General features: G+C 66.7%; 11 protein-coding genes. 4 read left to right on the plus strand and 7 right to left on the minus strand.

Annotation, left to right across the window (positions count from 1 at the left end; translation table 11 throughout):
• Position 1 precedes the first annotated feature (1 nt).
• Complete coding sequence (locus ACA097_RS11460; RefSeq protein WP_160285529.1) at positions 2–1,297, minus strand: MFS family transporter; 1,296 nt, start codon at positions 1,295–1,297, stop codon at positions 2–4.
• Positions 1,298–1,940: 643 nt separating this feature from the next.
• Between ACA097_RS11460 and ACA097_RS11465 the strand changes: the two genes are divergently transcribed.
• Positions 1,941–3,266: an OprD family porin gene (locus tag ACA097_RS11465; RefSeq protein WP_371370181.1), complete on the plus strand. Its 1,326-nt coding sequence runs from the start codon at positions 1,941–1,943 to the stop codon at positions 3,264–3,266.
• 227 nt (positions 3,267–3,493) lie between these two features.
• Here ACA097_RS11465 and ACA097_RS11470 read toward each other — a convergent pair whose 3' ends face one another.
• The 4 genes from ACA097_RS11470 to ACA097_RS11485 are packed head-to-tail and all read right to left on the minus strand — an operon-like array spanning position 3,494 to position 9,215.
• Positions 3,494–6,625, minus strand: coding sequence for a CusA/CzcA family heavy metal efflux RND transporter (locus ACA097_RS11470; RefSeq protein ID WP_371370182.1), 3,132 nt, complete (start codon positions 6,623–6,625; stop codon positions 3,494–3,496).
• A gap of 15 nt (positions 6,626–6,640) precedes the next feature.
• Positions 6,641–7,813 carry an efflux RND transporter periplasmic adaptor subunit gene (locus tag ACA097_RS11475; protein ID WP_371370183.1) on the minus strand — a complete coding sequence of 391 codons (1,173 nt, stop codon included), beginning with the start codon at positions 7,811–7,813 and terminating at the stop codon, positions 6,641–6,643.
• 26 nt (positions 7,814–7,839) lie between these two features.
• Positions 7,840–7,989 (minus strand): hypothetical protein, encoded by a 150-nt coding sequence (locus ACA097_RS11480; RefSeq protein WP_371370184.1) that lies wholly within the window; start codon positions 7,987–7,989, stop codon positions 7,840–7,842.
• Entirely contained in the window at positions 7,989–9,215 is a 1,227-nt protein-coding gene (locus tag ACA097_RS11485) for a TolC family protein (protein ID WP_371370185.1), read from the minus strand. The genes ACA097_RS11480 and ACA097_RS11485 overlap by 1 nt, the downstream gene beginning before the upstream one ends.
• A 456-nt stretch (positions 9,216–9,671) precedes the next feature.
• Between ACA097_RS11485 and ACA097_RS11490 the strand changes: the two genes are divergently transcribed.
• Both ACA097_RS11490 and ACA097_RS11495 read left to right on the plus strand, forming a co-directional pair.
• Entirely contained in the window at positions 9,672–10,346 is a 675-nt protein-coding gene (locus ACA097_RS11490) for a heavy metal response regulator transcription factor (RefSeq protein ID WP_371370187.1), read from the plus strand.
• Positions 10,343–11,725: a heavy metal sensor histidine kinase gene (locus tag ACA097_RS11495; RefSeq protein ID WP_371370188.1), complete on the plus strand. Its 1,383-nt coding sequence runs from the start codon at positions 10,343–10,345 to the stop codon at positions 11,723–11,725. Before ACA097_RS11490 ends, ACA097_RS11495 begins: the two co-directional genes overlap by 4 nt.
• A 10-nt stretch (positions 11,726–11,735) precedes the next feature.
• Here ACA097_RS11495 and ACA097_RS11500 read toward each other — a convergent pair whose 3' ends face one another.
• The gene (locus ACA097_RS11500; protein ID WP_371370189.1) at positions 11,736–12,059 is read right to left on the minus strand and encodes a DUF2790 domain-containing protein; all 324 of its coding nucleotides are present in this window, start codon (positions 12,057–12,059) and stop codon (positions 11,736–11,738) included.
• Between the two features lie 199 nt (positions 12,060–12,258).
• Between ACA097_RS11500 and ACA097_RS11505 the strand changes: the two genes are divergently transcribed.
• Positions 12,259–12,918 carry a lipid-A-disaccharide synthase N-terminal domain-containing protein gene (locus ACA097_RS11505; protein WP_052355145.1) on the plus strand — a complete coding sequence of 220 codons (660 nt, stop codon included), beginning with the start codon at positions 12,259–12,261 and terminating at the stop codon, positions 12,916–12,918.
• Between the two features lie 39 nt (positions 12,919–12,957).
• Here ACA097_RS11505 and ACA097_RS11510 read toward each other — a convergent pair whose 3' ends face one another.
• Complete coding sequence (locus tag ACA097_RS11510) at positions 12,958–13,932, minus strand: SdiA-regulated domain-containing protein (protein WP_371370190.1); 975 nt, start codon at positions 13,930–13,932, stop codon at positions 12,958–12,960.
• Between the last annotated feature and the right edge of the window lie 38 nt (positions 13,933–13,970).

The raw sequence follows: 13,970 nt of genomic DNA on the forward strand, positions 1-13,970 counted from the left end.
GTCAGTCCTCGTCGTTGAGGTAGCTGACCTTGCGCAGGTCCGGCAGCAGCAGGCAGACCACCAGCGCCACGCCGCACAGCACCGAGACGTAGAGGTAGAAGTACTCCTCCACGCCCATGCTCTTCAGCCACAGCGCCACGTATTCCGCCGAGCCGCCGAAGATCGCGTTGCCCACCGCATAGGAAAGGCCGACGCCCAGCGCGCGGATCTGCGGCGGGAACAGCTCGGCCTTGATCAGCCCGCTGATCGAGGTGTAGAGGCTGACGATGGCCAGCGCCAGGATGATCAGGCCGAAGGCCGCCACCGGGCTGTGCACGGTCTTCAGCGCGCTGAGGATCGGCCAGGTGCAGAGCATGCCCAGGACGCTGAACCAGAGCATCGAGGTCTTACGCCCGATGCGGTCGGAGAGCGAGCCGAACACCGGCTGCAGGCACATGTAGACGAACAGCGCGAAGGTCATCACGCCGCTGGCGGTCTTGGCGTCCATCCCGGCGGTGTTGACCAGGTACTTCTGCATGTAGGTGGTGAAGGTGTAGAAGATCAGCGAGCCGCCGGCGGTGAAGCCGAGCACCGTGAAGAAGGCGCGCTTGTGCTTGGAGAAGAGCTCGGTGAGGGTGCCGGACTCGCTGCGATGCAAGTTCTCGTCCTTGGCCGTCTCGCTCAGCGAGCGGCGCAGGTAGAAGGCGATCACGGCGGTGATGGCACCGACCACGAAGGGAATCCGCCAACCCCAGGCGCGCAGCTCCTCGTTGGTCAGCAGCTGCTGCAGGATCACCACCACCAGCACCGCCAGCAATTGGCCGCCAATCAGGGTGACGTATTGGAAGGACGCAAAGAAACCACGCTGGCCCTTGAGCGCAACCTCGCTCATGTAGGTCGCGCTGGTGCCGTATTCGCCGCCCACTGAAAGCCCCTGGAACAGCCGCGCCAACAGCAGGCCGGCCGGCGCCAGCACACCGATGCTCTCGTAGGTGGGCATCACTGCGATGGCCAGGGAGCCGCCGCACATCATCAGCACCGAAATCATCATCGCCGTCTTGCGCCCCGCGCGGTCGGCGATGCGGCCGAACATCCAGCCGCCGATCGGGCGCATCAGGAAGCCCGCGGCGAATACCCCGGCGGTGTTCAGCAACTGCACCGTGGGGTTGTCCGAGGGGAAGAAGGCGTGGGCGAAGTACAGGGCAGTGAAGGCGTAGACGTAGAAGTCGAACCACTCCACCAGGTTGCCCGAGGAGGCACCGACGATGGCGAAGATCCGCCGGGAACGTTCCTCGGCTGAGTAGTGAACAGTGTTCATACGAGCTCTCTTGTAGGTAAGGACATTATCGGAGCGGGCTCGACGGACCTCCCTGTGACCGCCGGGATCGGGTCGGCGGCGCTCTGGCGCAAGGCAAAAACGCCGACACATTCGGTAACGAGTATAGTCGGGTGCCGATAGCCAGCTAACGAAAGCCCCTCGAAATTCGCCGATCCGGGGTATTCAAAGGGCGAATATCGAACATCCATTCGATTTTTCCGATTGACCGCCGGGAGGGTGCCTTCTATCGTTTCGCCACCCTGCCGTGCCTGCTGGGACTCCATGTCAGGTACCCCTCGGTGGGCCGCAGGGTTCTCGTCCTTGTCCACAAGACCGGGACGTTACCTTCCCCATGTAGGGCGGCTCCTGCCGCGCAGCCTCGGTGCCCCGTCCACACCCCCGGACGCGCAGGCACCGGGGGGATGACGATCCCCTCCTCCGCCTCTCCCCTTCGCTTCAGCATCCAGCCCGACTCTTCGCCTGTCCGCCGGTTCCCCAGCTGACGGAATTGTCATTCGTCGCTCATCTTCGGGTTATCCCGCCGTCATCAGGATGGACTCCGCCCGCGCGGCGCCAGCCGTTCGCGGACGCAAAACGACAACGCGGCGCGCACGCGCGCAGCCGCCCACTCCTGGAGCGATCGATGACACAGCGGAACATTCCCCTGGCCCTCACCCTGCTCGCCGCCGGCCTCACCAGCCCGCTGGCAGGCGCAGAGGAAAAGCCCGAGGGCTTCCTCGAAGGCAGCAGCCTGGAAATCCTCAACCGCAACTTCTACTTCAACCGCGACGACCGCAAAGGCCAGTCCAGCCCCAAGGGCAACGGCTACTCCGAAGCCTGGGCACAGGGCCTGATCGGCCGCTTCCAGTCCGGCTTCACCCAGGGCACCGTCGGCTTCGGCGTCGATGCCTTCGCCATGCTCGGCTTCCAGCTGGACAGCGGCGACGGGCGCAACGGCGGACAGGGCTCCTTCGGCGTATTGCCGGTAGACGACCAGGGCCGCACCGAGAGCGAATATGCCAAGGCCGGCGGCGCCGCCAAGGTGCGCCTGTTCGACACCGTGATCAAAGCCGGCGACGTCTTCCCGGCAACCCCGGTGGCGCACTACGGCGACTCACGCCTGCTGCCCGAAACCTTCCGCGGTGTGACCCTGAACAACACCAGCATCGACGGCCTCGGCCTGCAGGCCGGACGCCTGCACTCGATGAGCCAACCGGCCGAGCGCCGGATACGCGGCGGTTTCGCCACCACCTATGCAGGCCCGGTGGACGCCGCATCCCTCGACTACCTGGGCGGCGACTACGCACTGACCGACACCGTCAGCGTCAGCCTCTACGGCAGCCGCCTGCAAGACACCTGGAAGCAGTACTACGCCGGCACCTCGATGGAATATCCGCTGGCCGACGACCTCACCTTGTTCGGCGCACTGAACTACTACAAGTCGGTGGACGACGGCGGCCGCGAGCTGCTCGGCGAGTTCAACACCAACATCTGGAGCGGCAAGCTCGGCGTACGCTTCGGCGCCCACAGCCTCGCCCTGAGCCACCAGCGCAACAACGGCAACAACGACTTCGACTACCTGCGTCACTCCGACAGCATCTATCTGGACAACTCGATCCAGTACAGCGACTTCAACGCCCCAAAAGAGCGCTCCTGGATGCTTCGCTACGATATCGACATGAGCGCCTACGGCGTCCCGGGCCTGAGCTTCATGACCCGCTATGGCAAGGGCACCGATGCCGACTACAGCCATGCCAACGCCACCTACATGCGCCGCGACGAAAACGGCAACCCGTTGACCGACCAGAAGCGCTGGGAGCGCAACATCGAGGCGAAATACGTGGTGCAGAGCGGCCAGTTCAAGGACCTGTCATTCCGCATCCGCCAGGCCACCACCCGCGCCAGCGCCTTCGAATCGGACCTGGACGAAACGCGCGTGATAGTCGAATACCCGCTGCAAGTGCTCTGAAATCCAGGCAACGAAAAGGCCCCTGCGGGGGCCTTTTTCATGCGAGCGCGAAACGCCTATCAGAATCGTCATTTACGCCTCAGCGTCCTGTTAGGCCCACCGGGTTTCAATGTGCAGGTCAGCCATTCATCCGTGAACTGACGGCCCTCTCGGAAGCGACCACGCTCCTTTGGTAAGAGACGGCCCCTGAGGCGCCCACCCCGCGGGCGCCTTTTTTTTGCCTGCGTTCAGGCGTCCTCGGCGCGGCGGTGCGCCCAGCGATACAGCGCCGGCAGCACCAGCAGGGTCAGCGCGGTGGACGAGAGGATGCCGCCGATCACGACGGTCGCCAGCGGACGTTGCACTTCGGCACCCGTGCCGGTGGCCAGGGCCATGGGCACGAAGCCCAGGGACGCCACCAGCGCGGTCATCAGCACCGGCCGTAGGCGGGTCAGCGCGCCCTCGCGGATCGCCGCGTCCAGGCCGAGCCCCTCCTCACGCAGATTGCGGATGAAGGCCAGCATCACCAGGCCGTTGAGCACCGCCACCCCGGACAGGGCGATGAAGCCGACACCCGCCGAGATCGACAGCGGAATGTCGCGCAGCCACAGCGCCGCTACCCCGCCGGTGAGGGCGAAGGGAATCCCGGTGAACACCAGCAGGCCGTCGCGGACGTTGCCAAACATCATGAACAGCAGCACGAAGACCAGCAGCAGCGCCACCGGCACCACGATCTGCAGGCGCTTGGCCGCCGACTGCAACTGCTCGAACTGGCCGCCCCAGGTGGTCCAGTAGCCGGCCGGCACCTGCACCTCGGTATCCAGACGCTGCTGCGCCTCGGCGACGAAGGAACCGATGTCGCGGCCACGCACGTTCGCGCTGACCACCACCAGGCGCTTGCCGTCTTCCCGGCTGACCTGGTTCGGCCCCTGCACCATCCGCACCTGCGCCACCTCGCCGAGGGGAATGAAGCCGATGCGCCCATCCGCGCCGGCCGGAACCGGCAGCAGCAAGCGCGCCAGGCCATCGACATCGCTGCGCAACGCATCCGGCAAGCGCACCAACAGGTCGAAGCGCCGGTCGCCCTCGAACAACGTGCCGGCCTGACGCCCACCGACGGCCACGGCGATGAAATCCTGCACGTCGCCGACATTCAGGCCGAAGCGCGCAGCGCGTTCGCGGTCGATATCCAGGGTCAGCACCGGCAGGCCGCCGGTCTGCTCGACCTTCACCTCGGACGCACCGGGGACCTTGCGCAACGCGGCGGCGATCTTCCCGGCAGTCGCCTCCAGCACGCCCATGTCGTCACCGGAAACTTTCACCGCCACGTCGCTGCGCACACCGGAAATCAGCTCGTTGAAACGCAGCTGGATCGGCTGCGACAGCTCGTAGTTGCTGCCCGGCACCTCGGCGGCGGCCTGCTGGATCTTGGCGATCAGTTGCTCGCGCGGCTTCTTCGGGTCCGGCCACTGCGCGTTGGGTTTGAGCATCAGATAGCCGTCGGAAATGTTCGGCGGCATGGGGTCGGAAGCGATCTCGGCGGTGCCGGTGCGGGCGAAGACGCGCTCGACCTCCGGCACCCGTTCGAGGATGCGCCGTTCCAGGCTTTGCTGCAGTTCCAGCGACTGCGTCAGGCTGGTGCCCGGCACGCGCAGGGCCTGCAGGGCGAAATCGCCCTCGCTGAGGCTGGGCACGAACTCGCTGCCCAGGCGCGACGCCAGCAGGCCGGCGCCCAGCACCAGTACGGCAGCTGCGGCGAAGACGCCGGCGCGCCGGCCCATCACCCAGCCCAGCACCGGCTCGTAGGCTTCGCGTGCGCGGCGCATCAGAGCGTTCTCTTCCTCTTGCACGCGGCCGCTGACGAAGATGGCGATGGCCGCCGGGACGAAGGTCAGCGACAGCAGCATGGCGCCGGCCAGGGCGATCACCACGGTGAAGGCCATGGGATGGAACATTTTCCCCTCGACCCCGGTGAGGGCGAAGATCGGCAGGTACACCACCATGATGATCAGCTGGCCGAACACCAGCGCGCGGCGCGCCTCCTTCGAGGCGGCGAAGACTTCGTGCAGGCGCTCGCCCAGGGTCAGCAGGCGGCCGTGCTGGCGTTGCGCGTGGGCCAGGCGGCGGATGGCGTTCTCGACTATGACCACCGCGCCATCGACGATGATGCCGAAGTCCAATGCGCCCAGGCTCATCAGGTTGGCGCTGACGCGGTTGGCGAACATGCCGGTGAAGGTGAACAGCATCGCCAGCGGGATCACCATGGCAGTGATCAGCGCCGCGCGGATGTTGCCGAGGAACAGGAAGAGCACGGCTATGACCAGCACCGCGCCCTCGACCAGGTTCTTCTTCACCGTGGCGATGGCCTTGTCCACCAGCTGCGTGCGGTCGTAGACCGGCACCGCCTGCACACCCGCCGGCAGGCTTCGGTTGATCTGCTGCAAACGCTCGCCCACCGCGCGGGCGACCTCGCGGCTGTTCTCGCCGATCAGCATGAACACCGTGCCCAGCACGACTTCCCGGCCATTCTCTGTAGCTGCGCCGCTGCGCAGCTCGCGGCCGATCTGCACCTGGGCCACGTCACGGACGCGGATCGGCGTGCCGTCGAGGCGGCTGACCACGATGTTGCCGATGTCCTCCAGCCCGCCCAGTTGCCCCGGCGCGCGCACCAGCAACTGCTCGCCGTTGCGCTCGATGTATCCGGCGCCGACGTTGGCGTTGTTGCGCTCCAGCGCGGCCAGCAGATCGGCCAGGGTCAGGCGATGCGCGGCCAGCCGCTGCAGGTCGGGAGCGACCTGGAACTGCCGCGCCTCGCCGCCGATGGTGTTGATCTCGGCAACACCCGGCACGTTGCGCAGCTGCGGCTTGACGATCCAGTCCTGGATGACCCGCAGGTCGCCTGGCGTGTAGGGCGTACCGTCTTCCTTGCGCGCGCCTTCGGCGGCTTCGATGGTCCACAGGAAGATTTCGCCCAGGCCGGTGGAAATCGGCCCCAACGCCGCCTCGACGCCTTCGGGCAGTTGCTCGCGGGCCTGTTGCAGGCGCTCGTTCACCAATTGGCGGGCGAAGTAGAGATCGGTGCCGTCGGCGAAGATCACCGTCACCTGGGACAAGCCGGAGCGCGAGATCGAGCGCGTCTGCTGCAACCCCGGCAGGCCCGCCATCGCGGTCTCGATGGGATAGGTGATGCGCTGCTCGGTCTCCAGCGGCGAGTAGCCGGCGGCGGCGGTGTTGATCTGCACCTGGACATTGGTGATATCCGGCACCGCGTCGATCGGCAGCTTCTGGTAGCTGAAGACGCCAAGGGCAGCCATGGCGAGAACGGCGAGCAGCACCAGATAGCGCTGCTCGATGGCGAAACGGAGGATGCGTTCGAACATGCTGGACACTCGGTGTCAGTGGGAGTGTTCGGCGCTGGCTTTGCCCAGCTCCGACTTGAGGGCGAAGCTGCCAGCGGCGGCGACCTGCTCGCCGGCCACCAGGCCCTGCAGAACCTCCACCTGGCCCTGGTCACGCACGCCCAGGCGCACCGGTTGCGCGACGAAAGCGCCGTCGCGGCGGACGAACACCACGGTCTGCTGCTCCAGAGTCTGCAACGCGCTCTGCGGAACGCTGACTGCCGCCTGGCGTGCCGTGCCCGCCAGCGAGAGCTGCACCGGCAGCCCCGGTCGCCAGGCGCCATCGGGGTTGTCCAGCAGCACGTGGGCGCTGGCCATCCGCGACTGCTCGCCCAGCAGGTTGCCGACGCGGATCACTCGCCCCTGCACCCGCTTGCCCAGGTCGCTCGCCTCGACCTCCGCCAGCTTGCCGACCTGCACCTGGGCAAGGTCGCGCGGCGCCACGTTGAAGGTCGCCCAGACCCGCGACAGATCGGACAGGGTGAAGGCCGCGGTGCTCTCGCCAACCACTTCGCCAGGCACCAGGTGCTTCTCCACCACGACGCCGTCGAAAGGCGCGCGCAGCTCATAGCGATTGCCGCCGGCGCTGCCGAGGGCGCCGAGCTTCTGCTGCGCATTGCCCAGGGCGATCTCGGCTTCCTGCAACGCCTGGCGCGCCTGTAGGTAATCCTGTTCGGCGGAGACTTTCTCCTCCCACAGCTGCCGCTCGCGATCCAGGGTGACGCGCGCCAGTTCCACGCGCCGCTGCGCCGCCGCCCGCTCGCTGCGCAGGTCGGAAAGCTGCGGACTGGCGATCACCGCCAGCAAGTCACCGCGTTTGACCGCCTGGCCGAGTTCGGCGGCAACCTGCTCGACCACCCCGCTCACCCGCGGCACCAGGTGCGCGGTGCGGTCGGCGTCGAAGGCGATCTCGCCGGGCAGGATGAGGCGGCCGGCCAGCTCGCTCGGCGCGGCAGTGGCCAGCTCGACGCCGGCCGCGCGCAGTTGCTCGTCGCTCAGGCGCATGCCCTCGTCTTCGTCATGCTCCTCGCCGGTGTTCGTCGAGTGTTGCTCGCCGTCGGCATGCACGTCTGGCGCCTGGGCGACACGGCCCAAGGTCATTCCGGCCACGCCGCCCAGCGCCAGCAGCAGGAGCCCGGCGACGGCGATCTTCATCTGTTTCGGTTTCATGGATACCCCCGGAAGGTCCCGCGGCCTCAGGCGCCAACGATCACGCCCAGGACGCGGAACAGGTCATGGATGCACCAGTGCTCGGCGACAGCGCCGGCCTGGAAGGGAAGGTGCTCGCCGCTGCCCGGCGCCAGCGCCGCGGTCAGGCCGAGCGGCAGGCCGGCCAGCCAACGCATCAGCGCGGCGCCGCCAGGTCGCCGTAGATGCGCTCGGTGCGCCCGCGCGCCTCGGCCAGGCGGGCGAGCGCCTGCAGGTACTGGTCGCGCACGGCAAGCAAGGTGCGCTGCGCGTCGAGTACTTCGAGGAAGCCGAACTTGCCCATCTCGAAGCCACGGGTGGCGCTGTCCACGGCCTGGCGTGCGGCGGGCAGCTGGCTGTCGCGCAGGGTTCGCACCTCGTCCTGCGCTGTACGCCACAGGTCGATGGCCTGGCGGGTTTCCCGGCGCAAGCGCAGCTCGCTGGCGTTGCGCAGGTCGCGGGCCTGGTCGGCCCGGCGCGCCTCGGCGAGCAGGTTGCCCTGGTTGCGATCGAACAGCGGCAGCGGCATGGACAGCCCGACCAGGTTGACCCGCTCGCGGGCCACGCGGTCGTACTGGCTGCCGAGGGTGACATCGAGATCGGGCACGCGCTGGGTGCGGGCCAGCTTCACGGATGCGTCGCGCTGATCGATCTGCAGGCGCGCCAGGCGCATTTCAGCCGTGTCGTCCAGGCGCTGCAGCAGAGGCATCGGCTCCGGAACCGGCGTGGACTCGGCTCTGCCGACTTCGGCGAAGTCTGGCTCGGCCTGGCCCATGAGGCTGGCCAGGACACGATAGATGTCGTCGCGCTCCACCCGTGCGCGCTGCAACTCCAAGCGGACCTCGCTGAGCTGCACCTGGGCGCGGGTCGCCTCTAGCGGCGCCGACTTGCCAGCCCGCACCCGCGCCTCGGCAGCACTGAGGCCACGCTGTGCCAGCGCTGCCGACAGGTCGCCAAGGCGTACGCGCTCCTGGGCCCGCCATGCCGCCTGGAAGGCTTCCAGCAGCTCGGCGCGCAAGGCGTTGCGACGGATCTCCAGCTCAACGGCGGCGATTTCCTGCCCACGCTCGGCCAAGGCGACGCGCGCGCCGCGCTTGCCACCCAGCTCGATCGGCTGGCTCAGGCTTAGGCTGGTGATGGCGCTGTCGGCGCGGGTGTCCTCGGTGTCCCAGGACAGCGTCGGGTTGGGCAGCAAGCCGGCCTGCTGCCGCTCACCTTCGGCGATGCCGATGGCGCGGCCGGCGGCGCTGAGTTCGGGATTGCTGGCGTAGGCACTGCGCAGCGCCTCGTCGAAGCCCAGGGTGCGGGCCTGGAGCGAAGGCGCCAGCAGGCAAAGGGGAATCAGGAACAGCGACCGCAGCGCCTGGCCTGGACGATGAAGCACGGCACACCTCTGGAAACGACCTTGAAACGAGAATCGCGGCCTCTTGCCGGCGCCTTCTGCGGTTGCTCCGCTGAACGCCTATTCCGGTCTCGCTGCGAATTGCGCCAACGGTAAGTTCCGAGATCTATCTCCAAGGTGACCAGGCAATTACAAATCCGTAATTAAGATTAACGCCGCAATACGCCGAGTTAATATCTGACGAAAATGCAAATAACACCTCACCAGGCAAACTTTTAATTCATAAAAATACACGTAAAAACATATATTTACAGAATTAATAACCCGACAATGCAACATCCTGAAACACCCAATAACTGCTGCCCGCATTGACCCTGAAGCGGCTACAGACATTAACCTCGCGCCCCTTTCGACAAGACGTCGACCCGTATAAACAGCAGCCGAAAAGAAAAACAAAAATGAGCCCTTCAGCATCCACACATAAAGGTCATGTAACGAATGCGCATCCTAGTTGTAGAGGACGAAACAAAGACGGCCGACTACCTGCACCAGGGCCTGAGTGAGAGCGGTTTCGTCGTCGACCGCGCGAACAACGGCGTAGACGGCCTGCACCTGGCGCGACAAGGCGCCTACGACCTGGTCATCCTCGACGTGAACATGCCGCAGATGGACGGCTGGGAGGTCCTGCGCCAGCTGCGCCAGGACAACGACACCCGCGTCCTCATGCTCACCGCACGCGGGCGCCTGGACGAGCGGGTACGCGGCCTGGAACTGGGCGCCGACGACTACCTGGTGAAGCCCTTCCAGTTCCCCGAACTGCTCGCCCGGGTGCGTACCCTGCTGCGCCGCGGCGAACGGGTGACCGCCCCGGCGGTCCTGAATGTCGCCGGGCTTGAACTAGACCCCGCGCGCCACCGCGCCTACCGCGACGGCCGGCGCATCGACCTGACGACCAAGGAGTTCGCCCTGCTGCACCTGCTGATGAGCCGTACCGGCGAGGTGCTCAGCCGCACACAGATCATTTCGCTGGTGTGGGACATGAACTTCGACTGCGACACCAACGTCGTGGAGGTCACCATCCGCCGCCTGCGGATCAAGGTCGACGATCCCTTCGACGCCCCGCTGATCCACACCCGGCGCGGCGTCGGCTATGTGCTCGAGGCGCGCGAATGAAACCGGCAAGCCTCTCGTCGCGCCTGGGCCTGAGCATGGCTTTCCTGTGCGCCGGCCTGGTGGTGGTGCTGGCGCTGCTGGCCTATGCCGCGCTCGACCACGAGCTGCAGCGCCGCGCCCGCGACGAGCTGGCCGACAAGCTGCAGCAGGTTCGCCATGGGCTGGCCGCAAGCGCCGACAGCCGGTCCCTGATGGGCAATCCACACGAGTTGCTGGACCTGATCGCCGGGCATGACGATTTCGCCCTGACCCTGCTGCCGGTGGAGTCGGACGGCACCTTGCTGCTGGACACCGGCCCCGCGGCCCGACGCGGCATGCTGGAACGCCTGACGGTCTCCGGCGCTCTCGACTTCCACAGCTGGAGCGCCGCCGACGGCAAGCGGCTGCTCACCGCCAGCAGCATCGCCCGGCTCGGCGACAGCACGCCGGTGCGCGTCTTGCTCACTCAGGAACGCAGCGCAGACGATGCGCTGCTTGGTGCCTTCCGCGACTCGGTACTGGCTGGCGTACCTTTCCTGCTGCTGATCGTCGGGCTGGGCGGCTGGCATGCCGTGCAACGCGGCCTGTCGCCCTTGCGGCGTTTTCGCCGGATCGCCCTGCGCACCTCCACCGAGGACCTCAGCCACCGCATTCCGCTGGAACGCCTACCCAGGGAGTTGAGCGAAGTCGCCCGGGCGCTGAATGTCATGCTGCATCGCCTGGACGACGGCGTGCAGCAGCTGACGCAGTTCTCCGATGACCTCGCCCACGAGCTGCGTTCGCCGATCAGCAACCTGCTGGGCAAGGCGCAGGTCACCCTCGCGCGCAGCCGCTCGGTCGAGGAGTACGAGGCGGTGCTGGTTTCGGGGGTGGAAGAGCTGCAGCGCCTGTCGCGCATCGTCACCGACATGCTGTTCCTGGCCCAGGTCAGCCAGGCGCAGGTGCCTTTCGAACCACTGTGTCTTGGCGAAGAGGCTAGGCGCGTGAGCGAAGTGTTCCTCTTCGCCGCCGAGGAGAAGCGCCTGGAGATCAGGCTGCGGGGCGAAGCCGACATTCTCGGCAATCGGCTGATGGTGCAGCGGGCCTTCTCCAACCTGCTTTCCAATGCCATCCGCCATACCCCGGAAGGGCAACGCATCGACGTCGAGATTCGTCGGGGTGAAAAGGGGGTCTGCCTGAGCGTCAGCAATCCCGGCACGGGCATCGCCGAGCGTCATCTCGCACGGCTATTCGAGCGCTTCTACCGGGCCAACGAGCACGGCACCCGGAGCGAAGGCGGAACCGGCCTGGGGCTGGCCATCGTCCGCTCGATCATGAGTCTGCATGGCGGCGCGGTGACCGTGGACAGCAGGCCGCAAGGCCCGACCCGGTTCGAGCTGGTCTTCCCCGGGCCGGTTTGACGCGCGCCATTCAGAGCCCGCGGCTGCAGCTGACGCGCTCGCTGCGATACTCCAGGCGCTGCTCTGCGCCCTGGGAGTCGAGGTAGCGCATGCGCACCGGCACCACGCCGCAACCCTGGCCATGGGTCACTTCGAGCACTTCGGCGATGTCCAGGTTCATGCCGTAGCGATAGGGCTCGAAGTTGCCGGCGACGGCTTCTTCGCGTGTGTTCTGCATGGACGCCTGGAGGTTCTGCTGCATGCGCGCGAAGGTGCGGTCGCCGCCGCTTTCGGCCTGGGCCAGGAGGGAAAGGCCGGTCAGGCCGACGAACAGGAAGAGACGAGCGGTTTTCATGGGAGGGACCTCGGTGGTGGATGAGGGTCCCACGATAAGAAAAGCCCCCTAACGGCACGCTGAGCGGCGAATGACGATTCGGTTATCCGCTCATCGGCAGTGCAGGGCCGACGAATTGCAATGCTCGACAGGGTAAACTGTCGCGCGCCGCCAGGCCGCTGGTGGCGCGTTCTGCAAGCCTGTGCATGAGGAGAGTTCGTTGAGCGGGATCAATCCAGTCTGGTTCGTGGTCGGCCTTTTGGCACAGGCTGCCTTTTCCGCGCGCTTCCTGGTGCAGTGGATTCTTTCCGAACGCGCTCGCAAGAGCCTCATGCCGGTGCACTTCTGGTACTTCAGCTGCGCCGGCGCGGTGCTGCTGCTGGCCTACGCCACGCACCAGCGCGACCTGGTGATCAGCCTCGGCCAGATGGCGGGCCTGGCCATCTACCTGCGCAACCTGGAACTCGACCGGCGCCACTCCGGCGGCCAGCCGCCGTTCTTCCTCTGGCCCTGGCTGAGCCTGTCGGGCGCAGCCATCGCCCTGGGCTGGGTGTCCAAGCCGGAGCCGATCATCCACGCCATCACCCAGGCCGACCCGCTGTGGACGGTCATCGGCATGGTCGGCCAGGTGGTCTTCACCGGCCGCTTCGTGCTGCAGCTGTGGTTCTCCGAACGCGCCCATCGCCCGGTCAACCCGATCCACTTCTGGTACATGTCGATGCTCGGCAGCGTGATGCTGTTCTGCTACGCCATCGCCCAGCGCGACCCGATCATCATCCTCGGCCAGTCGTTCGGCATCGTGGTCTACCTGCGCAACCTGGCACTGATCCGCCGCGCCGCGCGCGCCGAAGGCAGCCCCCAGGGCTCGGAACTGAACTGATCGCTGAAAGGGGCGCCCGGCGCGCCCCCAGGCACGCGCTCAGCGTGCCTCGAAGCGGTAGAAGAGGTTCGGCTCGCTGACCACGTAGAGGTTGCCGTCGGCATCCATGGTCAGGCCCTCTGCCTGCGGGGTGCTGTGCTGCAACTCGCCGTAGGGGGCGCCGAGCAGCGTGCGGAAGCTCTCTACCTGGCCCTGGTCGTCGAACTCGACGATCAGCCGCGATTCCTCGCTCAGCACCAGCAGGTGGCCGGTCTTGGTGTCGTAGTGCAGGTCGGAGATATCGGTGCCGAAGAAGCGCTTGTCGAGCCAGGGCGTGAGGTTCCTGACCTTGAGCTGCAGCTTGCCGCCGGACAGGCTGGCGCGCACGCCGGAGACCTCCAGCAGTTGCATGGGATCGCGTTCCTTGCCAACGAACAGGCGATCGCCGAGCGCATCGTAGGTCACGCCCTCGAAGCCCTTGTTGTGGATGTTCGGCGCGAGGTCCAGCGCGATGAACTGCGCATCCTTGGCCTCGATGGACTGCCCCGGCTGCTCCGGCAGGCGGAAGAGGTCGAGCTGCTGGAATCGCTCGTCGGCCACCGCGACCAGCCCGTCACCCAGGTAGGTGATGCCTTCGACGTCCTCGAAACCGTGCATCGGATACTCGGCGAGGAGCTCGCCGGTCTTGCTGATCACCACCACCCGCATGGCGCCGGCGTTGGTCACGCCGAGCAGGCGGTCGTGATCGTAGTCGTAGGCGATGGCCGAGAGGTCGCTGTCGATGCCCTTCACCGGCTTGCCGTCGATGGCGACCCGGTAGCCCGGCAGCCAGATGTTGCGCCCCGCCACGTCGGCGGCGTGGGCCTGGGTGGAGAAGTAGTAGTAGGCGCGCTGATGCCAGTGCTGATGGACGACCACTGCGCCAGCGGCCAACAGGCCCAGGCCGAGCCCCCAGGGCAGAAGCCGCCGCCAGCGGCTCTTGGGCAAGGTCGGGGCGGTTTTCTCGTCGGCGTGGCGATCCAGCGCAGCGTTCACGGCATTCTCCTTATTGTTATCAGGTACGGCAGCGCCCG

It is taken from the genome of Pseudomonas sp. QL9 (assembly GCF_041409665.1).
In the GTDB taxonomy this organism is placed as follows: domain Bacteria; phylum Pseudomonadota; class Gammaproteobacteria; order Pseudomonadales; family Pseudomonadaceae; genus Pseudomonas; species Pseudomonas knackmussii.